The organism is Flavivirga algicola (genome assembly GCF_012910715.1).
Lineage (GTDB): Bacteria > Bacteroidota > Bacteroidia > Flavobacteriales > Flavobacteriaceae > Flavivirga > Flavivirga algicola.
The window spans coordinates 364160-384632 of sequence record NZ_JABBHF010000004.1 but is presented as its reverse complement, the minus strand read 5'-3'; the positions used below and the strand labels follow the sequence as shown (position 1 = coordinate 384632).

At 33.1% G+C, this 20473-nt stretch carries 18 protein-coding genes; 2 read left to right on the top strand and 16 right to left on the bottom strand.

Annotated features, from left to right (window positions below; genetic code table 11):
• Nucleotides 1-5: 5 nt before the first annotated feature.
• Nucleotides 6-1766: a RagB/SusD family nutrient uptake outer membrane protein gene (locus HHX25_RS09115; protein WP_169672370.1), complete on the top strand. Its 1761-nt coding sequence runs from the start codon at nt 6-8 to the stop codon at nt 1764-1766.
• A 369-nt stretch (nt 1767-2135) separates the two neighbouring features.
• Here HHX25_RS09115 and HHX25_RS09110 read toward each other — a convergent pair whose 3' ends face one another.
• From HHX25_RS09110 to HHX25_RS09060, 11 genes are all read right to left on the bottom strand, one after another.
• Nucleotides 2136-6404, bottom strand: a complete 4269-nt coding sequence (locus HHX25_RS09110; protein WP_169672368.1) for a hybrid sensor histidine kinase/response regulator transcription factor — start codon at nt 6402-6404, stop codon at nt 2136-2138.
• A 412-nt stretch (nt 6405-6816) separates the two neighbouring features.
• A complete protein-coding gene (locus HHX25_RS09105) occupies nt 6817-7188 on the bottom strand; it encodes a hypothetical protein (protein WP_169672366.1) in 372 nt (123 codons plus the stop codon).
• Entirely contained in the window at nt 7185-7688 is a 504-nt protein-coding gene (locus HHX25_RS09100) for a thermonuclease family protein (RefSeq protein ID WP_169672364.1), read from the bottom strand. Before HHX25_RS09100 ends, HHX25_RS09105 begins: the two co-directional genes overlap by 4 nt.
• A 48-nt stretch (nt 7689-7736) precedes the next feature.
• Nucleotides 7737-8789, bottom strand: a complete 1053-nt coding sequence (locus tag HHX25_RS09095) for a type I restriction endonuclease (protein ID WP_169672362.1) — start codon at nt 8787-8789, stop codon at nt 7737-7739.
• Nucleotides 8790-8823: 34 nt separating this feature from the next.
• Nucleotides 8824-9027 (bottom strand): hypothetical protein, encoded by a 204-nt coding sequence (locus HHX25_RS09090; RefSeq protein WP_169672360.1) that lies wholly within the window; start codon nt 9025-9027, stop codon nt 8824-8826.
• Nucleotides 9028-9038: 11 nt separating this feature from the next.
• A complete protein-coding gene (locus HHX25_RS09085; RefSeq protein WP_169672358.1) occupies nt 9039-9245 on the bottom strand; it encodes a hypothetical protein in 207 nt (68 codons plus the stop codon).
• 97 nt (nt 9246-9342) lie between these two features.
• Nucleotides 9343-10230, bottom strand: a complete 888-nt coding sequence (locus tag HHX25_RS09080) for a hypothetical protein (RefSeq protein WP_169672356.1) — start codon at nt 10228-10230, stop codon at nt 9343-9345.
• 11 nt (nt 10231-10241) lie between these two features.
• A complete protein-coding gene (locus HHX25_RS09075) occupies nt 10242-10379 on the bottom strand; it encodes a hypothetical protein (protein WP_169672355.1) in 138 nt (45 codons plus the stop codon).
• Between the two features lie 220 nt (nt 10380-10599).
• Nucleotides 10600-11268 (bottom strand): response regulator, encoded by a 669-nt coding sequence (locus HHX25_RS09070; protein WP_169672353.1) that lies wholly within the window; start codon nt 11266-11268, stop codon nt 10600-10602.
• Between the two features lie 9 nt (nt 11269-11277).
• Nucleotides 11278-12948, bottom strand: coding sequence for a tetratricopeptide repeat-containing sensor histidine kinase (locus tag HHX25_RS09065; protein WP_169672351.1), 1671 nt, complete (start codon nt 12946-12948; stop codon nt 11278-11280).
• A 34-nt stretch (nt 12949-12982) separates the two neighbouring features.
• Complete coding sequence (locus HHX25_RS09060) at nt 12983-13147, bottom strand: hypothetical protein (protein WP_169672349.1); 165 nt, start codon at nt 13145-13147, stop codon at nt 12983-12985.
• A gap of 366 nt (nt 13148-13513) precedes the next feature.
• Between HHX25_RS09060 and HHX25_RS09055 the strand changes: the two genes are divergently transcribed.
• Nucleotides 13514-14257, top strand: coding sequence for a hypothetical protein (locus tag HHX25_RS09055; RefSeq protein ID WP_169672347.1), 744 nt, complete (start codon nt 13514-13516; stop codon nt 14255-14257).
• A 100-nt stretch (nt 14258-14357) separates the two neighbouring features.
• Here HHX25_RS09055 and HHX25_RS09050 read toward each other — a convergent pair whose 3' ends face one another.
• The 5 genes from HHX25_RS09050 to HHX25_RS09030 are packed head-to-tail and all read right to left on the bottom strand — an operon-like array spanning nt 14358 to nt 20394.
• Nucleotides 14358-14876: a hypothetical protein gene (locus HHX25_RS09050; protein WP_169672345.1), complete on the bottom strand. Its 519-nt coding sequence runs from the start codon at nt 14874-14876 to the stop codon at nt 14358-14360.
• Nucleotides 14877-14907: 31 nt separating this feature from the next.
• On the bottom strand, nt 14908-16668 hold the full coding sequence (locus tag HHX25_RS09045; RefSeq protein ID WP_169672343.1) for an amidohydrolase family protein: 1761 nt from the start codon (nt 16666-16668) through the stop codon (nt 14908-14910).
• Nucleotides 16669-16694: 26 nt separating this feature from the next.
• Complete coding sequence (locus HHX25_RS09040) at nt 16695-17780, bottom strand: ComEC/Rec2 family competence protein (RefSeq protein ID WP_169672341.1); 1086 nt, start codon at nt 17778-17780, stop codon at nt 16695-16697.
• Nucleotides 17781-17785: 5 nt separating this feature from the next.
• The gene (locus tag HHX25_RS09035) at nt 17786-19243 is read right to left on the bottom strand and encodes a hypothetical protein (RefSeq protein ID WP_169672339.1); all 1458 of its coding nucleotides are present in this window, start codon (nt 19241-19243) and stop codon (nt 17786-17788) included.
• Nucleotides 19240-20394: a caspase family protein gene (locus tag HHX25_RS09030; protein ID WP_169672338.1), complete on the bottom strand. Its 1155-nt coding sequence runs from the start codon at nt 20392-20394 to the stop codon at nt 19240-19242. The genes HHX25_RS09035 and HHX25_RS09030 overlap by 4 nt, the downstream gene beginning before the upstream one ends.
• Nucleotides 20395-20473 lie beyond the last annotated feature (79 nt).

Sequence of the window (20473 nt, the reverse complement as noted above, 5' to 3'; positions counted from 1 at the left end):
TGATTATGAAAAAATATAATAGTTTAATATGCTGCATCTTAATTCTCCTAATTGCTGCATCATGTTCGGAAGAATTTTTAGACGACACTGCGAATCCGCTTTCTGAGTTTTCGCCAAATAATGCTTATAGCACACCAGAAGGTTTAGATGCTGGATTAGTATCTGCGCGAAAATGGTTAAGAGATGGTGATTACAGTGCGATTCCTAAAATACGTACAGAGTATTTTTGGACCGATATTTCTTATTCCAGCTTACAAAATACGGGAACAGCCCGTGATGCTATCCTCACCTTAACTCCCTTTCGTAGTCCATCGCAAGGAGATACACGTTCTTATTTTCGCGGACCCTATGCTATTTTTAAGGATATAAATACCGTTATAAATCGTATTGATGACCCTGTATATGAAAGCGAAGCACAGAGAAATGAAATTTTAGGCCAAGCATATTTTCATAGAGCTTATTGGTACTATAGATTAGTACATCTTTTTGGAAATGTACCATGGACGGGGCAAGAACTTACCAAACCTAGGTTAGACTATGAAACTTTCACTGTTGATGCCATTTTAACCAAAATTAAGTCTGACATGGAGTTTGCCGTGCAGTGGCTTCCAGAAACGACTTTAAACGGGAAAGTAAATAAAGCAGCAGGAAACCATCTTTTAACTAAAATTTATCTGTCTTTAGGTGAATTTGATAACGCAATCACTTCTGCTAGTGCCATTATTAATGATGGAAAGTATGCATTAATGACAAATCGCTTTGGCAATGGTCCTTTTGCTAATGATCCCGATTATGATGTCTTATGGGATTTACACCAAAGAGAGAATATGGATATAAATGCGAATACCGAAGCCATATTGCTAGCCATCGATGAAGTTGATGTTCAAGGTTCATCATCGGTTGGTAGTGGATCAGACCGTTACTGGCAACCTTTATGGTGGTTAATTCCTGGCTGTGAATACAACCTAAGTAATGGTGAAGATGAATTTGAAGAAAAACTTGGTAGAGGGGTTAGTTGGGCAAGACCTAATAATCATTTTAATTACACTATGAAAAGTGAGGATCCGAATGATCGCAGATACAGTGACACCAACTGGTGGGGACTTGAGGATTTTTTCTACAACAAACCTACAGATGCTAGATTTGGACAACAAATTCAAATTGAAGATGTTGCTATAGACTCTATTAGTAGAATGTTTGAGTTTCCACGCTATAAAACACATACTCCAAGATCGCGCCCTGGAAACAATAGTGGTGGATTTAGACACTTTTATGTATACAGACTAGCCGAAACTTACTTATTAAGAGCCGAGGCGCATTGGTGGAAAGGTGACATGCAAAGTGCTGCCAACGATGTTAATGTAGTGCGCGCTAGAGCTGGAGCTAGCCAAAAAACGGCAGCAGATATGAGTATCGATTATATTATGGACGAGCGCGCTAGAGAGTTATACACCGAAGAGCCCAGAAAAACCGAATTAGCTCGTATCTCCTATATTTTTGCCAGTCAAAACAGAGATGGATATTCTTTGGAAACCATTAGCGAAAAAAATTACTATTATGACAAAATGCAAAGAACGGCACCAGAGTTGTTTAGTAATTTACAATATAAAGACCAGGTGTACCAAGTTGCTCCCTACCACATTTATTGGCCAATTCCTCAAGATGCCATTGATGCTAATTCTTTAGCCCGTATCAACCAAAATATAGGTTATGTTGGTGCTGATAAAAATGTGCCGCCAAGAACCGAAGTGACCGATGAGGATTAAAGCATTTTAAGTTTTTATAATATAGTTTAGTTTAGTCACTGTAAATTCCGTCACCTCTACCTTGTTCTGAGTACAAGGAACGAGGTGGCGGTTTTTTATTTTTCACAATAGACAGATTGTTATGGTTGTTCTTTACCTTATAACGAACAGGATACCTATTAGTTTTACAATTTAATTTACCTGTCATTCAAGGAAACGCCAGAGCACATGACTGCTTGTACTGAACGCAATCAAAATGTGAGAATATGTTTGTTTTGATAGGCTTTAAAATCAATCTACTTCCAATCCTCAAAACCTTTTAAAAAAAGTATTTATAACATCTCAAGTACAGATTATTAGTTTAGCTTTTATAAAATACAGTTATTTTTTTTATTGATGCGTATTTTTATATGCTTTAGGGCTACATCCAAAAGTCTCTTTAAAGCATCTAGAGAAATAGCTAGCCTCAGCAAATCCAGAAAGAAAAGCTACTTCTGTAATTTGGAATTTTTTATCATCTAAAAGCTGCGCAGCGTATTTTAAGCGTATTGATTTTATGAAGTTATTAGGGGTAAGACCTGTTAAAGCTTTTACTTTTCTAAATAACTGTGCTCTACTAATCCCAACTTCTGTTGCCAACATATCCAAAGTGAGTTCGGTATTTTGAATATGTTCTTCCACAAGCTCTTTTAGTTTAATAACAAGTTTTTCATCTATAGAGGTCACTGTAACCTTTGAAGGTTCTAATGTTTTCGAGTTCTGAAAGATTAAACGAAGTTTTTCCCTGTTTTTAATAAGATTATTTATTTTAGCTATTAAAATCTCTTTATTAAAAGGCTTGGTAATATAAGCATCTGCACCTAAATTAATACCTTCTATAATTTGGTTATCGAAAGCCTTGGCGGTTAATAAAATGACAGGAATATGACTTGTTTCAAAATTTTCTTTAATTCTTTTACACATTTCCGAGCCATCAATTTCAGGCATTACAATATCACTTATTATGAGATCTGGAGATTCTTCGACTATTAAATCCAAACCCTCTAAACCATTATTTGCTGTATATACATTATAATGATCTCCCAGAATCTTTTTTAGATACATTCGTAACTCATCATTGTCCTCAACAACAACTACAGTATAATTTTTTTCTGTTACTGGCAACAAGACTTCTTCTTCAACAAATACATTATTGTCCTCTTTTTTATTAACCACTTTTGAAACTACACTTTTATTTCTTAGGGTATTGCTATAGAGGTCATCATTTTTGGGCAAAACAATAACAAAGGAAGCCCCTTTACCTATTTTGCTTTTTATAAATATAGAACCAAAATGCATCTCTGTAAATTGTTTAACCATGTACAGACCTATTCCCGTTCCAGAATCAACACTATCACTTTGATAAAAGCGGGTAAAAATACGTTCTAAGTTTTTACTAGAAATGCCCACACCATTGTCTTTAACTTTGATGTAAATATGGTTTTCAAAACTTATATGGTTTTTTTCTCCAGAAATCTGCTTATAATTTCTTCGTTTGAAAGCTTTTTCTCCATTTTTAAATTCATTGACCAAAATAGATACACTACCACCACTGGCAACCGATTTAAATGCGTTAGACAACAAATTATATAATATTTTTTCAATGCTATCCGTATCAAAAAACATTTGTATGGATTGATCTGGCAAAACTATGTTATAATCAACATTTTTCAACTTGGAATGATGGATAAATGAGTTGCTTATTGTTGAAATGGTAGACACGATATCACCTTGAGCAATCTTCAACGAAAGTTTTCCATATTCGAACTTTCTAAAATCCATAATTTGATCAATAAGTTTCCTTAAACGGTTAACATTATTCTTAATAATATCGAATAAATCTTTATTCTTATTATAAAAATCTTTTTGAAGCATTAAGCTTTGAAACGGATCTAAAATAAGTGATAGCGGCGTTCTAAATTCATGAGATAAGTTTGTAAAAAAGACTAGTTTAGACTCATAAATCTCTTGAATTTTATCGCTTTCTAATTCTTTAATCTTTAAAGAGTTAACATTATCTCTATTTTTTAATAAAATCCAAACAAATGCTGTTATCACAAAAAAAGTGATAAAACACCATATTGATATCATCCACCAGGTCTTATACCATACAGGTAAAACCTCAAGCTCAAAATTTAATTCCTGAGGGGTCCAAGTCCTATCATTATTCGTCCCCATCAACTTAAAAACATATGTTCCTTCAGGAAGATTAGCATAATTAATAGATCTTTTATGCCCCAGAGAAATCCAGTCATCATCTATTCCCGTTAGTTTGCATTTATAAAGATTATTTGATGCATATGGCCAATGTAACGATGAAAATTCAAATCCAATATTGTTTTCTTCGGCAGTTAGTTTTATTTTTTTTGCATAAGCGATATTGACATCCAAACCTTTTGATGTATTGTCTATATTAGCTTCTTCTCCATTTATAATTAGTTTTGTTAATACTAATTGGGGGTTGAATTTATTTCTCTCTACTGGTTGTGTGGTTTTTAAAACATTTATCCCATTGGCGCCTCCAAAGAAAAATGTTTCATCAATATTTTTATGAATACTATTTCCATTAAATTCTAAAGACTGCAACCCATCCTCTAAGATATATTGTTTTTCTTGTTTCGTATTAAAATTATAAGAGAGCAATCCCCTATTGGAACTCATCCACAACATACTATTTATGTCATCGTAAAGTAATCCATATATATAATTAGATTCAAGGTTTAAACTACTAGATGATGGTGTCGAGTTAAAATATGGCATTAAGAGCCGTTGTTCAATATCAATTTTACACAGCCCGAAATTTGTTCCAACCATGATACCGTAATCATCTACTTCTTCCATTGAATACGTATAGTAGTTTGTATAAAACCTCTGTGATTTTGGAATAATATTAATTGGGTGAAAACGAATTGAATTTAAATTATTGAGAAGAGATAAATCTTTATTTTTATAATCTTCTGGGTTTACATATACAATTAATTCGTTTGAAGTCCCTAACCAAACCCGATTGAAACTATCCAGCATCATAGTGTATACTATTTTATTTTTTAGAAGAAAACCATTCGATAAATCACTTAATTTACTTAGGTGCTTATTCGCAGAGTACAAATACAAACCGCTAGCTGTGCTAATCCATTTATTGGAATCATTATCTTCTAAAATTTCATATACATACTCATTGGGCAAAAGGTCTGGGACACTATTTTCAAAGTGCTTTGCTACATGCTTTAAGCTTCCATTAAAATCTTTAATAATAAAAACACCCTTTTGTGTTCCAACCCAAATCTGTTTTTGTTTATCTTGAATGATGGCTTGAACATGATCTAATGCATTGTTCTTTGCATTGGTAATATGTATCTGCTCTTTTTTATTTTTAGAAATAATAAATATGCCTTTCCCCCGAGTGCCAATCCATAAATTTTTATTTTGGTCTTCTAAAATAGCATGCACATTTAAAATCTCCTCTTCTTCAACATTTGTCTTCACACTATTTATAAGTTCAAATCTCTTTTTTTGAGTGTTCAAAATATTAACACCCGCATAGGTTCCTATTACTATTACACCAGATTTATCCAGATAAAGTGACCTTATAAAATCATTTTTCAATGTGTTTTCATAATTTCTCTCATGCCTATAATTCTGCCAGTTTTCAATTTTTCTATTATATATAAAAAGCCCCTCTCCTTGGGTTCCAATAATTATATTTCCATTTCTGTCCTCCAAAAAATTATTTATTTTTTTTATAGAAGGCCAATTCGTATACAATTGAGTAAGCGGAAAAGCGACTTGTTTTAAATTTGTTTTTATCGGATTTTGCCCTAAATTCAGATAAAAAACGTGTTCATCTGAAGCTATGAGGAGGTATTTTGATTTAGTTACATAAACTGTATTAAAGCCACTAAGCTTATTATCATTATCTGTTGTTAGGACTATCCTTCTGGCTTTACTATCTTTTGTTCCTAAAAAAAACAAGCCTAAGGAAGTCCTTACAAGACACCCATCGTCTATTTGAAGTATTTGAAGTATTTCAATGGTTTCTGTTCTTTTATTGAAATTTTCAAAATCCACACTTCTAACATTAGAAACAATAGAATCTTTAACAGAAAAATTTAGAAGCCCATTTTTAGTTCCAACAAGGATATTATTATTGGAGTTTACATCAATACAAGTAATATTATCATTATAACTGGAATCATAATCCGAAGGAAAAAAATAAGCAAGCTTTTGGGTTTTAAGACTCAAAATATTTAACCCGTTTTTTGTTCCAACAATTAAATATTTTTTCAGCTTTTTCAAGTCTGTAACCCAAGGGTTACTTAATCCCGTTTCTTTATTAAACGTTGTTGTAAAGGTTTCAAAATCGTACCCGTTATATTTATAAAGCCCGTCCATTTTACCAAACCACAAAAATCCCATATCATCCGTTAAGATTGATGAAACAGTATTCTGTGTGATATCCGATTCGTTAGAAAGCGCGCTTATGTTGTAATCAGAACTTTGGGAAAGCGTAAACTTGAAAGCAAAAATTGCTATAAATAAGATAACAAAAGAACTCATTTTTCCATTTCCTTTTTCAAGAAATGAATTTTCGGAGTTTTCTCTAAATTTAAATGTCCTCATTAAATGTATATCACTTAAATATGAATATAGTTCTTTTGTTAAAAATATGCTTATAAAGTTAACATTAATAATACCTCTCTATCATTTTTTTAAACGCTCCTGCTTCAAATCTTTATCCAAATAAAAAAGGTAAGATTTTAGAAGTGCATTAAAAAAGCCAAATAACTAACTTAAAAAAACTATCGTTTTATACACCTAATGGGATACATGAAAATCGAGTATTTTGCCAACTATCACAAATCTATTGCCTATCAAAGATTATCTATGATGCTAGCGTATCAAATACTAGTAAAATAATATCAAAACCTCAGTTTTGAAGTCCACAAATCCTATTTGTTTAATTACGCGATATTGAAAGCCATATTAAAGAGAACAGTCATTGAATCGTTTTATCATTTAAAACAAGCTTTTCTCAATGTTGGTAACATCTTCCATTGGTGTTTTTTGTTTTACGCTTACAACGCGAACCAGATTTTGTTTTTCCAGTACATTGTGTTGCTTTCGATTCTTCTCTAACTGTGTTACGTTTTTTGTCGCTTATTAAAGAACGTTCACCTACCTTGTCTTTTTTTATAGTATTCTTTGTAGGCTTACAAACCAAGCAGGCCATGTAACCTAACGATTTTGCTTTTTCCAAGGTCATTCCTTTTTTGGAATATTTGAGATATCTACAATTTTTTTTATGATATTTAGCACCCGTTTTTGTAGTATAGACAGTTTGAGACGAAGCATTTAGAGTAAATACCAGAATGAATGAAAACAATAATGTTTTTAAAGCTTTCAATGTTTTATTTTCTTCTTTTTACTACTTCTCCATATCCAAGGTGCCACAGCATTCCTATCTGCCCATAAACCAACTCTATTTAATTTAGCCTTATCCTCTAGGCTTTGTAAAATACTATCTTTTGAATACTTTACATAATGCCAAGCCAAACCATGTCTTACCAATTCACAACTTAAGTTTAGGGAATCATCATAGATCACATTAGCAATATAACGCTGGTATCTATCTTTCTTTAAAACATAAATCGTAACCGTTTTACTAAATATAGCATCTACGACAAATTGTTTTGCTTTTTTAGAAAAGGGCTGCTTTTTCTCAGGACAATCAATATTGGCTAAACGCACTTTTATAAGTGTGGAATCTTTAGTTAGTAGCTTAAAGGTATCTCCATCGGTAATAGCCACTGCTTTACCTATAATTGAATCCTTTTTTGCATTACTATTGTTTGGATGAAACGATAGGGATATTAAAAATAGTAGGACCAAACAAAATTTATACATGAACCAAGTATTCTGCTTAAAGGTCTAAGTTAATAAAAAGTTTTACACTTAGTTCATATAAAAAGTAACTGTATTTAAAAGCTGTTCTTCAAACTTATAAATATCATCAATAGACTGGATCACTTCTCTTTGCTCGTTTTTATCTTTATCAATTAATCCAATATACTTTGTACCAGTATTTAAATGCAGCCTACATAAAGGTTTGCGGTTATTATCATCTAATAAGATTCCAAAATAAGATTGGGTGTCCCGATGAACGATTCTATGAGTTGGAAGTTTTCTTCTTAAAATCGCCACTACAATTCTAAATCCTTCCAGTTCTTCTTCTGTAGTGATTACTTTACTTTGTTCTGCTTCTACTTCAACAACATCTTCTTGCTGCTTTTCTGCTTCTTTATTAAGTGCAGCATTTAGGCGATTGTTAACTTTATCGCTAATGGTTTGATTAAACGCCTTATGGACCAAACCTGTAAATTCATCCATCATTTTTTCCGTAAGTCTTCCAGAATATACCTTATTGGCAAACAGCTTTACAAACTGTCTTGACGGTTCTGTTAATTCTTCTGAAATACTCTTCTTGATTTCTTTAGTATATTTTAATGAACTTGCGTTATTTACAATCTTAGCAACGTCAAAATTAGATTTATGAAATTTTGAAATCTCATGAATTTCGTTGTCTTTAATATTTGTAATATCAAACTCCAAAAAGGGTTTCTCGTCCATTTTATTGACCTGCTCCAAATCTGTATAAAAACGATAGTTAATACCGTTAGTGAGTAATGCAAAGCGCGTTTTGGTAGCGTGAAAATATCTGAAAAGTTGTGAATTATGATTATCTAAGTTTTCTATCCAATTCTTACATTCTACAATCAAGATAGGTGTATTATCTTGAAAGATGGCATAATCTACTTTCTCCCCTTTTTTCAATCCTAAATCTGCTGTAAACTCGGGAACAACTTCTGTTGGATTAAAAGTGTCGAATCCTAAAATATTAATGAACGGTAGTACAAAAGCATGCTTTGTAGATTCTTCGGTTTCTATTTTATCTTTTAACTTATTTATTTTTTCAGCTAAAGCTTTGAGTTGGTTTTGGAGTTCCATATTGTATCGTTATTTCTTTTTGTAAGCATATTTATTAGCAATCACACTCCGCCCTATCTACATAAGTTTTATTGTCATTGCTATTGTAGTAATAACAACCTCCTTTGGGACCTGTATATAATTTGTTTCCATTATGAGTGCCACATTCCCGCTCTTTTAATGGGTTTTCTGTAGAACTGCAAGAGATTAAGCTTAAAATGACTATTAATAATTTAAAAATTGTAGTGTTTTTTTTCATCTTTTTATTATTCAAAATGTATGACAATCCTTCGAGCAGTAGTAACATCCATTTACTAATGAGTAATGTTTTTTTGCTTCTTTTACTGCATCATGACAATTACCAAACTCCCCTAAATGTTTTCTGTTTTTATCATGAGGCAAAAAAAGACACTCTCCAGTATGCACTTCATGATCTCCGTTTAATTGTGCTCTTTTGTTGGCATAATAATTTGTCATGATTTTATTTTACGATTTAACACTTCAAACTTAAATCCATTGAAAAAGAAAACCTTACGGTATCCCGTAAGGCCTTAAATTAAATATCGTGAATAAATTATTTCAACATATATAAATCTGTATCGTTTTTCGTTTGTATAGTCCAGTAAGTATATTCTCTTTCCCCTGTATACCAACGATATCTAGCTTGACTAAATCGAAACATTTTTAATGCCTCTTTAACTTCGTTATGAAAATTCTTCTTATTCTTATTTCCTGCAAATATTCCCGCCGTGAAATTTATATTTATATTTCCTTTTCCACTAACTGTAACCTCTATATCATTTTCCCATAATAAGTTTGCTGCTGCTTTGACATATTCCTTACGAAGTCTAGGAAACTCCCTAGCTTGTATCTTTTTTACTTTTGATTTTAATTGAGATGTAAGTTTCTTAATTTCATTATCTGTGGATTCTTCATTTTCACTAATAATAGTAGCCCAACTTCCAAAAAGTATAAGCTCAATCTGAAGTGATTCGATCTTCCCTGAATAAGAAGAGAAATCTATACCTTTATGGATTGAATTTAATTCTCTTTTGAGCTGTTCAATAATTGCAGTCTTATTTTTTTCAAATTCTCTCTTAGCTTCCAGTTCTTTGGAAATCCTTTCTGTTTCTTTCTGAATATGATTTAAACTGTCCGCCAATAAAAGCATACGTTTAGCTTCAACATATTGAACGTCATCCTCACTAATTACTTCTAATTCTTTAACTGCTTTATCATATTCTTTATTTTTAATATAACTATCAGCAGAATACAAAACAGATTTAATGTTACCCTCATCATTAAATGCTAAAGAGTTTAAAATTCCAAAAAAAACAATTGTTATAACCCAGAAACCAAAAACTTTGAATCTAGTTGGTTTTTTATCCCAACGAATAACCAGCTCAGGTTTTATTAAACCCACGATTAATACTACAAATAGACAAAGTATAATAATATTCATAGCTTAAGGGTTTATTTTTTCTTTTTTGGAGCAGCTTGGGATAATGCACTCCCAGCTGCTTTTTTACTATCTTTTCCTGTTCTTTTATCTTTTAAAACTCTAGACGCTGCCGAAGCTGCTTTTTTACCGGTTTTTCTTTGTTTTGCCATTTTAAAAATTTTTAAGATTAATATTCGCACAAACCTAAAACACTTAAAAAGCTAAACCTTACGGTAAACCACAAACGCCTACAAAAACAAAAAGCACGTTTAAAAAACGTGCCAATTGTATACATTCCCCCTAATAATTATTAATAGCATTCCAAAACTAGCATTATTAGATCATTGTTTTATACGGAAACCCGTAACTATAAAAAACATGATAAATTATTTAGATCAAGCCCCTATCTATTGCAATGGCGACCAACTGTTCGGAGGTATTGGCATCAAAAAGTACTTTGAGCTTATTAATACGTTTTTCAATACTACTTAAGCTCCTTGCTGGAAAATCCTTTTCTTCAAAGTATAAGGCTATTTGATCTCTTTTTAATCCTTTTGCCAGTAATTGCAATAGTAATTCATCATATTTATCTGTTTGAGAAATATCATCTGTACTACGAAGTAATTGGGCCAGATAATGTGAATAATAGACTTCTCCATTTAACACGGCATGGATCGCTTTAATAATTTCTTTAGATTCCTCTCTTCCTTTCTCAACATAAGCGTTTACTTTAGATTCTTCTAGTAAACTTTTTATTTTGCCTATACGGTGTTCTACCGAGAATACGATAATATTTAATTCTGGTTGGATGGGTTTAATCGCTTTGATTAAGGCTTCTCCCGATGTTAATCTTCTATCTCGGTGGTCTTCCTTAAACGACAAATCCGTAATTAAGAGATCAAATGGGCTTCCCATATTTAAAGAGGCCTTTATTTTCAAAAGGGCATCGTCACAATATTGTACCGTAACTATTTCACTAACATTTAGTTCTTTAAGCGTATTTTCCAGCCCTTTATGAATTGAATTCTGATCTTCGGCAATTAAAACTTTTTGAAACATGTCGACATATTAACTATTAAACTTTAATATGGCCTTAAAGCCACTTCCTTTTGATGTCATGAAGTTAAAACTTCCTCCAATGCTATTAATACGGGATTCCACATTTTGCAATCCATTTAGTTTAATACCTACTATTGAAAAACCAATACCATCATCTGAATAGAGAATCTCTTTTTTACGGCGATCTTCCTTAAACACCACACTAACCACTTTGGCCTGACTGTGTTTTTTCATATTAACCAACAGTTCCTGAATGCTTCTAAAGACAGCCATTTTTTTATGATCTGGGACTTTAAGCCAATTTATAGTATCTATATTATTAGTAATAATCTTTGTGCCTTTACGATGGTGTTGCATTAAAAGATGCTTAAGGCTTATTGAAAAATGGACTAAATCGATACTTGCAGTTTCAGTCGATATATCCCGCGTACGGATGTAAAGGTCTTCTAAATTGTTCAATAATACTGTTTTCTTTTTTGCTGGCATTTCTAAATTATTTTCAACAAAATTCATAACATCAGACATGTCGTTCGCCAGTTCGTCATGTACTTTTTTAGACATCTGTGTTTCGGCCGTATAAACTTTCTTGATATTGTCTTTCCTATGTTTGGACTTTAGGATAAAGTACAAGAATATGGATAGTAGTGAAATAAAACTTGCTATTGATAAATAGAGAATCTTTAACCCTTTTTCTTTTTCTTTTGCCAGTTCTTGTTCTTTAGCAACTTTTTCTTTTTCAGTATAATCGTACTTCATTTTGGCATATTTATTCTCTTGCGTTTGTTTTGCCAATGAAATACTATCAACAATATTCACATACTCAACAATATCCTTATCTTTATTTAAATCTATAAGACGAAACAGAGCATCTTTTATAAACGAGGAACTATTTATCACCTTAGCTACCTCATAGCCTTTATGAGCATAATCTCTAGCATATTTCAAGTCATTTTCATCTTTATAAACCTCAACTAAATGTTTGTAGCTTGCATAGAGTCCAGGATTATCATTTATTGCCATTCTTAGCTCTAATGCTTCCTTTAATTTATTTAGCCCTTCGGGTTTATTTAGTTTCGATTGAACAAAGCCTAAATTGTCCAAAGCTCTTGCCTGTTGTTTTTTATCGTCCTGTAAAAGGCTATTCTCATAAACTTTTAAAAGGTTACTTTCGGCCAATTCATATTGTTGCATTTGAATATACACCAATGCTTTATTATTCTGAATAATATTGACATGACTTTTAAGTTTGGCAATTTTTAACCCCTCATCATAATACCTTATAGCACCTTCATAATCTAACAATTCCATATAAATTCGCCCTAGCTGATTGTACAAACCTATTTTATCCCCTACATTATTATAATCTTTTACAGATCCCAACAATTTTAATGCCTCTACAACAGATATCTCACTTCCAAAATAATCCCCTAACTCGTTCTGTATAATAGCTATTTGTCTTAAATAATAGATAGTAGATAACGCATTATTAGATTTAATACTTTCATTCTTTTTTTGTTTAAAATAAGCGTATGCTTTTATAAGACTTGAATCTGTTGTTGGGTTATTGGCTATTTTGTAATAATAGCTTAGACTATCAATCTGCTGACTATGGGTAATAGCTGAACTAAATTCATTTAGTCCAAAACAAAAAAAGAGGAATGATACCGTAAGATATTTCATTCCTCTAATGTAGTAACTAATTTTTATTTAACAATTAGTTGCCATCTGGCGGCGGCGGCGGTATATTTCCACCGTCTCCACAGCAGTCGGGTTCTTCTTCTGTTTGATAGGTACCTGTTTCAGATACATCTTGAGGTGTACACGATGTTAAATTCGCTCCAATAAAAAGATATATAAATACATATAAAATGGTTTTCATTATTTAAAAATTTTGTAAAGGGGTCCCTGTCCGAGTTTTTACTCAGATAATTTTGTTTACAGCAACCCCTTAGGGTTAGTAAATTTTCTTATTTTGGGAAGTGGAAAGTGTATCGTGACAACCCATGGCTACTTCCCAAGGCAACCATTTGTTTATCACTTTACGGTTTTCCGCACGAATCAGTTTTGTACATTTGTTATGTTAGCAAGGCATAACTGGAACTGATTCTGGAGCGAATTACGTGAGGTTTTGAAAAAATATTATTGACAGATCCATGTCAACTTTTTGTCAACTTTTTGACACGTGTGCCAAACTTCAACAAACCACTGACCTACAACACATTAAACTCTTTAAAACAAGACAGCTGTGGAAATAGGTAAAGAAGAATTAATTCGAGAATTATTAGAATTAGTATTTGTAAAAGCCATAAAGGCATCTAAAAAAACGAGTGCATATGGTATTTCAAAGTATCTTGAAGAAGTATTAGACTCAAAAATTGATAAAAGAACATTTAATAGATATTACAAAGGCTATTATTTAAATGAGAAAGAAGAGCAAAGAAATATCAGTGAATATCAGCTGAATATCTTGAGTGAATATTTGGGGTATGAGAATTACAAAAAATTCGAATTGAATAGAGAAGGTGAAATTGAGAAAAAAATACTAAGGGAAGAAATCATTGACATTAATAAGAAACTGAATAAAATAAAAAGAACAGGGCTATTATCCAGCCTGATTTTATTAATAATAGCGTTGTTATTTATTTCAAAATACTATAAGAAGAATTGTATGATATGGGTTGAAGACCATTATGAGAAGATAAGATGCTCTGGACTAGATAACGAGAAGAAATTAGACGAGGTTATATTAGTAGAGTTTAAGAAAGTATGTGTTTGTAAAGATTCCACTTTCTTTGAAGACGGGAAACCACTAATACACTATACAAGGCATGATAATAAAACTGAATTTTTTACAAGCGATGGAGAGCATCCCATTTTTGAAGATGTATATACAAACCCTATTACCAGAACGATCATAGAATCCAGAGTCAAGCCATGCGATTCTATGAAAATGAGCGCTAAAGAAGCATTGCAAAGTATTAAAAACTAAAAATCACCTCATATAGTCCATCTAAAGCTTTTAAAATATTGATCTTTAAGATATCTCAGTTAGGTTCAATGAGACAAAAATGTGCTTTTTGGGAACGCCCTTATTTATTTAAAGGTATAACCGCACTTACTAAACTAAATGCTACCAATATGATAGAAGCAGCAGCAGCGTCATATAAACCTGGAACTAATTTCATTCCCGTGGTTACGTAGGCCCAAATAACAAAGGCCAGGCTAGAAACTAATAGATGGTTTATTTTAGGCTTTCCTTTTTCGGCATGCCTATTCAAATATATGGGGGTTAAAACAAGACACATAAAAAATATAATCCAGATAATATACCCGCGAACCTTTGTATTTTCTATTAATGGTACAAATCCAAACATCGCCAAATAACCTGCAATAATTTCACTGGGAATTAGTCGGGAAATTTTTTCGAGGTAGCTATTTACTCTATTATCATCTTGTGAACCTTCAGTAGGATCTGACTCATCTGCAACTGTCTTTCGATCATCCTCTCCAAACACCTCTTCTTCTAACTCATCAATAGCTTTATCAGGCTTCTTGGAATAAGCATCTTGATCGGTCTTTTTTTGTTTTTCGTAAAATAATCTACTCATAATGATTTCTTTTTAAAAGTTATATACTAGGTTAGTTATATAAATAGTTGTCAGGGTTTAACTGAGCTATTTTTATAAATTCATCATCTGTAAGATTTCCTTGGGTTTGTACAAGCAGGTTCTTTTCAGCTTTATGATTCCTCACTACGTAAAAATCTGTTCCAAACAATACTTTTCGTCCCAGAACTGGATGGTTTATTGTCTGTCTAAGCAAATCGAAAATACCATCGTCATGTAGTATATAACTAATATCTGCGTAAACATTTTCATGTTGCAGCATCATACTACATATAATAGAATACCAGTCTACTTTTTTCCAACAATCTTCAAGTTTGGTCCAACTTATATCTTTTGTATTTTCATCTGTGTACAAAAATTCAATACCATGGTTTGGATTTTTAATAAGGGCATTACTATAATGATAACGATCTTTTTCCAAGTATTTTTCCCACTGATCTTCGCCTCCAAAATGCGCTAAACAAACCTTAAGGCGCGACAGGTCACGATCCATAGGAGTCTCTAAATCTTTATAACCGAATAGGTCCTGTATATCTTTACTACATGTACTGACTTTAATCCTGAGTAACTCTTCTTTTAAAAGTACCAAATAATTTAGTGGGTGTGTAAAATTAATTGAGAAGTCTTTATTTTTAGATTCTGGCAACAGTAATGTATCGTACTTGGGTTCTGTATTTCTGGCATATTCCTTAAATATAGGATGCTTATCCCAATCTGCTTTTTTACGTCCTCTATAAAAAATAGTTCCTTTAATACAATGTGTCATAATAGGAATTTTTCTATCTGCCGCATATTTCCATAGAGGCAATAGGGCTTCATCAAATGGATAATACCCCAATGCTGGATAAATTTTAAAGCCATTAAACTTATAATCTTCTATATAAGTTTTTATAAAGCAATCTTCAAGTTCGACTTGCCCTGTCTTGAATTTTGTTTTATCATAAACCAAATAATCATGTTCGTTGGGAATTCTTCTTGGCTCAACAAATACAAAAGGTAAAATAAGGTCTTTATTCACCCCATTGGCCTTGATATCTGCCAGCTCTTGCATCTGATGACGATAGGTACTTTTAGGCTTTAAATTTCCTGCATCCATATACTCCATATCCATGGGCAGTACAATAAACTTAGTATTAGGCGGATATTGGTCTCTTAATGCTCCAAATATTCTGCTCTGATTTTTATACAAAGCAAACCTCCCTAATAACAAATAACGGTCTATAAGGTCTTTAGTCATCTTGCCTGGTAAAATACCAGCCAACTTAAAAGCTTTTTTTGCAATAAAAATTATAAAATTACGACCACTTTTAATAAATAAACCGACTATTGCTACTAATAAAACTTTAATATAAGGGTTGGTTATAGTTAATAACAAATAGCTTTCTTTCATCCAGCCTTCCAGTTTCAATATATATTTTAGAACAAAGTATTGCGATGGATTTTCAACAAAAGAAGCTAGCCAATTAAATACAATAAACAAGGCATGTACCGTAATTACAATTTTAATAAGCTTAATACATAGCGATAATATTTTTCTATGCTGCAACCAAATATTTAATAATGTCCAGTAACGTTTTTTTTCACGTGCTTCTCCTGTATATTCTTCTTGCTTATTTTTAACACATATTTTATACAATTTAAGGATAAGCGGTGTGTATATTAAAAAGCTTAACCACCTGGGAACGAAAGTTTTTGCTAAGTAAGGGGGTACATGTTCCCCTTTAAAAATGTGAGTATGACAATTTACTACTGGTTTTTCACTTATTAATGGCATAAGGCTTTGTATATTAATTTTGTCAATTACAATTCTATTTCGATCCCATCTTTACCAGCTTCTGGATAAACGGCCTCATAATTATGAGTGCTTTTGAGGCTATTCACCCCCCATACTTCATTAATGGAAGACTTATAATTAAATATTAAGCGGGTACCTGCTCTCGAAGTTTTTATAATTCGCGAAATGGTATCGGCTTTAGGGTGCTTAAAGGTCGATCCATTAGTAGATATTATATAATTACTACAATTTATTTTTTCTAAAAGTTCTGGGCTGGTATTGTGAGAGCTTGCATGATGGGAAACCTTCATAAGGTCAATATCAATTTTATGATTGGGATCAATAATATTAAGTGCTTTAACAAGTTGAGATGGAAAAGCATCGCCGCAAAAAAGGATTGATTTAGATTTAAAAGTTGCTAAAAAAGCAATACTACTACCATTAGCTTCAGAATGATCTTCGTGGAAAGGTGTTTGTGCCAAGGCATCCACATCTGGGATTTCCTGGCCAAAAACCTCATCTTCGTCTTCCTCCTCCTCTTCTTCAACAGGCGATACACCTCCAGGAACCATATTAGCCTTAGTAACTTCTTTTACCCATTTAGGTTTTAGTTCTTCCAAAAGCTCTGGAGTTGGGGACAAGAGCGTTAATTCCATCCCTCCAGGAAGTGTTACTTTTGGGAGCACATCGGAGTCTACAACAACTGCTTTATGATTAAAATCACCATTCCATGAAATTCCATGTTTTAGAATAGCCTGAGTGAGATGCTCCCCTTGTTTCGCTCCAAAGTCTTCATCATCCTCATCAATAACCTCCTCTACTTTTGTTAAATGTTTAAATCCGTTATACCAAAAATCACGGACTTTAAAGCCCAGGTCATTTTCTTCTAAAAGTTTAAGAATACCAGCAATATGATCTTTATCAATATGGGTTACAACCATGAGTTCAAAATGCCTATCGTTTTCAGGCAAACCTTCAATCACAGCTCTAATATCGTGTCTGGTTCCAGCAGTTCCGCCATCAATCAATATTCGATTAACATCTTGTCCATCACCATACTCCATCCAAATACAGTCTCCAAATCTTGCAGGTAAAAATTTTAGTTTTATCATACACCTTAGTATTTATCTCCTTTTCTAAATTTTCTTATTTCGGCTCCTATATCTATATTAGAGGATTTAATATCTAGGTTTTCCAAATTTGTTTTAAACCGCCTTAATTGGTCGGTTGCTTTATAAAGAGTTTTATATTTTTCCCCCTCTTCAGATTCAAACAATCCTTCTTCTGCAACTTTAAACCTTAGTGATTCATTGGTATCTGTAGTCACTTCAATAATATCATTTTGGGTTAAGCCAGTCATATTCATCATGGCTTTTACTGGAACATCGTATATGTAAGCTAGATTATCTGTGTCTCGTGGCGCACCTTTCCGAGATTTTTTGCTTGGCCTTTTTGGGTGTTCTCCATTAAACATGGTTAATGTAGAATTCCAATTTGCTGCTTCTGTATAGGTACTTATCTTCAATAATGCATTTTTCACTTCCTCGTCTTCCCTATTGGTATAATTTAATAATTTAAGGCCTTCCAAAAGCAATTTTAAACCTTCGGTATAAATGGGAATCCCTCTATCTACTGCTTGTAAAAGCCTGGATCGAACTTCATTTAAGTTTACACTTCCAGATTTTCTACCTTCTTTTATTAATTGCCATGCCCAGATAACGGATCCGTCAGGCATCCACTCTTTCCAATTAGCAAGATTTCTTGCCCAATCATGAAGTCTGTCAAACTTCTCCAACCTTAGCAGGTAATAACCACCAATAGCAGCTGCACTTGGGTTTCTCATCTTACCATACAACATATCCTCGGCCGAAATTTCTTTTAAAGGTGTTTGTTCGTAGAGATCTTCTGCTTTCTCATTGGCATTATTTCCTAACAATGTAAGAATGGTTTCAGCTTCCCAGTTTTCTGTAGTTACTGTAACCTCAAGCGGATGTACAATTTTAGTAGGACCATCGTTTGGTTTTATTAAGCATTTCAGCTTTTCAGCTGGTGGTAAAGCAATAAAACGCCATGGGATTTTAGGTCCTCCTACTTGCAAAAATTGTAACTCTTGATTAACACGAAACGTATAACTTACCCCATCTTCATCCCATGAGGTAGAATCCATAATATCTAGTTTTTTTACCGTCCATTGATTATTACTCAAATGCCAAAGGCGAATCCAAGACCCTAGATACTTTGTATCATTTAAATTGACCTTGGATGGAGCTGTGACTCGTTTTGACATGTGTGCCCATTCATGATTTTCGTGAGGGCTTATTTTGGAAAGATCAAACTCGATATCATACTCGCCATGAGAATCAACTTTAACAACCTGTTCTATTTCTTTCCCTGAAGGCAGTACAAGTGCAATGACATACATGCCAGAATCTAATTCTATAGATTCTGAATCTCTATTTCTAAGCCAAAAAGAGGTAACTTCCTTAAAGTCTGAATCAAATACTTTTACTTTTTTAGGGATTTGCTTTGCCTCAAAACTATTAACGATGGTATGTATATTTAAACTGCTACTCATATTGGAAGGCATTTTAGTTCTTTATAATTATCTAGTGGTGTAATAACTTCATGTTTCCTACAGGACTGAAATTCTGAGTTTTGAAAATCAGCAGTCAATTCATGTATCCCAGATACGACATCTATTTTCCATGGCTCTACGCCATTAGGACTTCTGGTTTGCGTATTTTGGTTGCTAAGGTCTGTACAGCTTAAATCCGCCAAGGGAGTTGCATCATCTGGGTTACAGGTAATAGATAATTCTACTGGGGGGGGTGCGTCAAAACGAATTAAATCGACTGGCGTTTTAATAAAACTAGGACAACGGCCTACATGATCTTGTCCAGGCTTCACAATTCCCATAACTGTTTGAAAATGTATTGCTAAATCTCCCGTTGTTACCGACCAACCATTCCTTCCTTTATTGTCTGCTACCAAACCTTCCAGGCTTTTTAAAAGTGCCTGGGTAAAGTACGATGGTTTACGTTTTGGCCCATGGGCCACCTTGGTTTTTGCCGCTGCCTCGGTAGTTAGATCGTTTAAGCAAGGGGTTGTAAGCAAGTTGGGCGTATCTAAAGAATTCCCTACTATCACATTAGAGAGCATCTCACCAGTAATCTGTCGGCAAGCATCTACAAAGAAACATTGTGTATCTGCTTTACAGCTGTGAAAACCACTTCGGGTCATATCAAAGTTAATACTCTTTTGCCAAGGGTTATTCGGGTTATCTCCAAAATCTTCGGCTAAAAGAAAGTGATCCATTTTCTCGACACCATGCCCGCAAAAAAAGAATATAGCAACATTCTCCTTATGAGAATCACAACGGTTCTTCCAGGCATTATAAGCGTTAGAAATGTTATTAAAAGTAGCGGCTTCAAATTGCTCTCCAGGATTTCCTGGTTGCGGGTCATCTGGCGATGGTGATATCAACAGCTCAATACTCCCCAGGGATTTAGAGTGATGTATACTGGTATGATTTTCTATAGCTAAAAGTCCATCCCTAAAGGCTAACGCCGATTTGGGAGGTGATGTTAACTGTTTAAGGAGTCCTATATGCTCAATAGCCTGTTGTTGCTCATTGACACCTCCCAGTAAAAATGGATAACCTCCTACTCCAATTATAAATGCATGTGTTTGAGGCTCATCACTTATTTGATCGAATACTAATGCCATACTTGCAGTGATACTAAAAGTTCAAAAATATATCTATACAACCTAATACTTAAATCCCTTAAGCATACGAGCTGTAATT

Coding starts and splice junctions, on each gene's coding strand:
- HHX25_RS09115 (WP_169672370.1), top strand. CDS start 6: ATGAAAAAATATAATAGTTTAATATGCTGCATCTTAATTCTCCTAATT.
- HHX25_RS09110 (WP_169672368.1), bottom strand. CDS start 6,404: ATGAGGACATTTAAATTTAGAGAAAACTCCGAAAATTCATTTCTTGAA.
- HHX25_RS09100 (WP_169672364.1), bottom strand. CDS start 7,688: ATGTATAAATTTTGTTTGGTCCTACTATTTTTAATATCCCTATCGTTT.
- HHX25_RS09095 (WP_169672362.1), bottom strand. CDS start 8,789: ATGGAACTCCAAAACCAACTCAAAGCTTTAGCTGAAAAAATAAATAAG.
- HHX25_RS09090 (WP_169672360.1), bottom strand. CDS start 9,027: ATGAAAAAAAACACTACAATTTTTAAATTATTAATAGTCATTTTAAGC.
- HHX25_RS09085 (WP_169672358.1), bottom strand. CDS start 9,245: ATGACAAATTATTATGCCAACAAAAGAGCACAATTAAACGGAGATCAT.
- HHX25_RS09080 (WP_169672356.1), bottom strand. CDS start 10,230: ATGAATATTATTATACTTTGTCTATTTGTAGTATTAATCGTGGGTTTA.
- HHX25_RS09075 (WP_169672355.1), bottom strand. CDS start 10,379: ATGGCAAAACAAAGAAAAACCGGTAAAAAAGCAGCTTCGGCAGCGTCT.
- HHX25_RS09070 (WP_169672353.1), bottom strand. CDS start 11,268: ATGTTTCAAAAAGTTTTAATTGCCGAAGATCAGAATTCAATTCATAAA.
- HHX25_RS09065 (WP_169672351.1), bottom strand. CDS start 12,948: ATGAAATATCTTACGGTATCATTCCTCTTTTTTTGTTTTGGACTAAAT.
- HHX25_RS09060 (WP_169672349.1), bottom strand. CDS start 13,147: ATGAAAACCATTTTATATGTATTTATATATCTTTTTATTGGAGCGAAT.
- HHX25_RS09050 (WP_169672345.1), bottom strand. CDS start 14,876: ATGAGTAGATTATTTTACGAAAAACAAAAAAAGACCGATCAAGATGCT.
- HHX25_RS09045 (WP_169672343.1), bottom strand. CDS start 16,668: ATGCCATTAATAAGTGAAAAACCAGTAGTAAATTGTCATACTCACATT.
- HHX25_RS09040 (WP_169672341.1), bottom strand. CDS start 17,780: ATGATAAAACTAAAATTTTTACCTGCAAGATTTGGAGACTGTATTTGG.
- HHX25_RS09035 (WP_169672339.1), bottom strand. CDS start 19,243: ATGAGTAGCAGTTTAAATATACATACCATCGTTAATAGTTTTGAGGCA.
- HHX25_RS09030 (WP_169672338.1), bottom strand. CDS start 20,394: ATGGCATTAGTATTCGATCAAATAAGTGATGAGCCTCAAACACATGCA.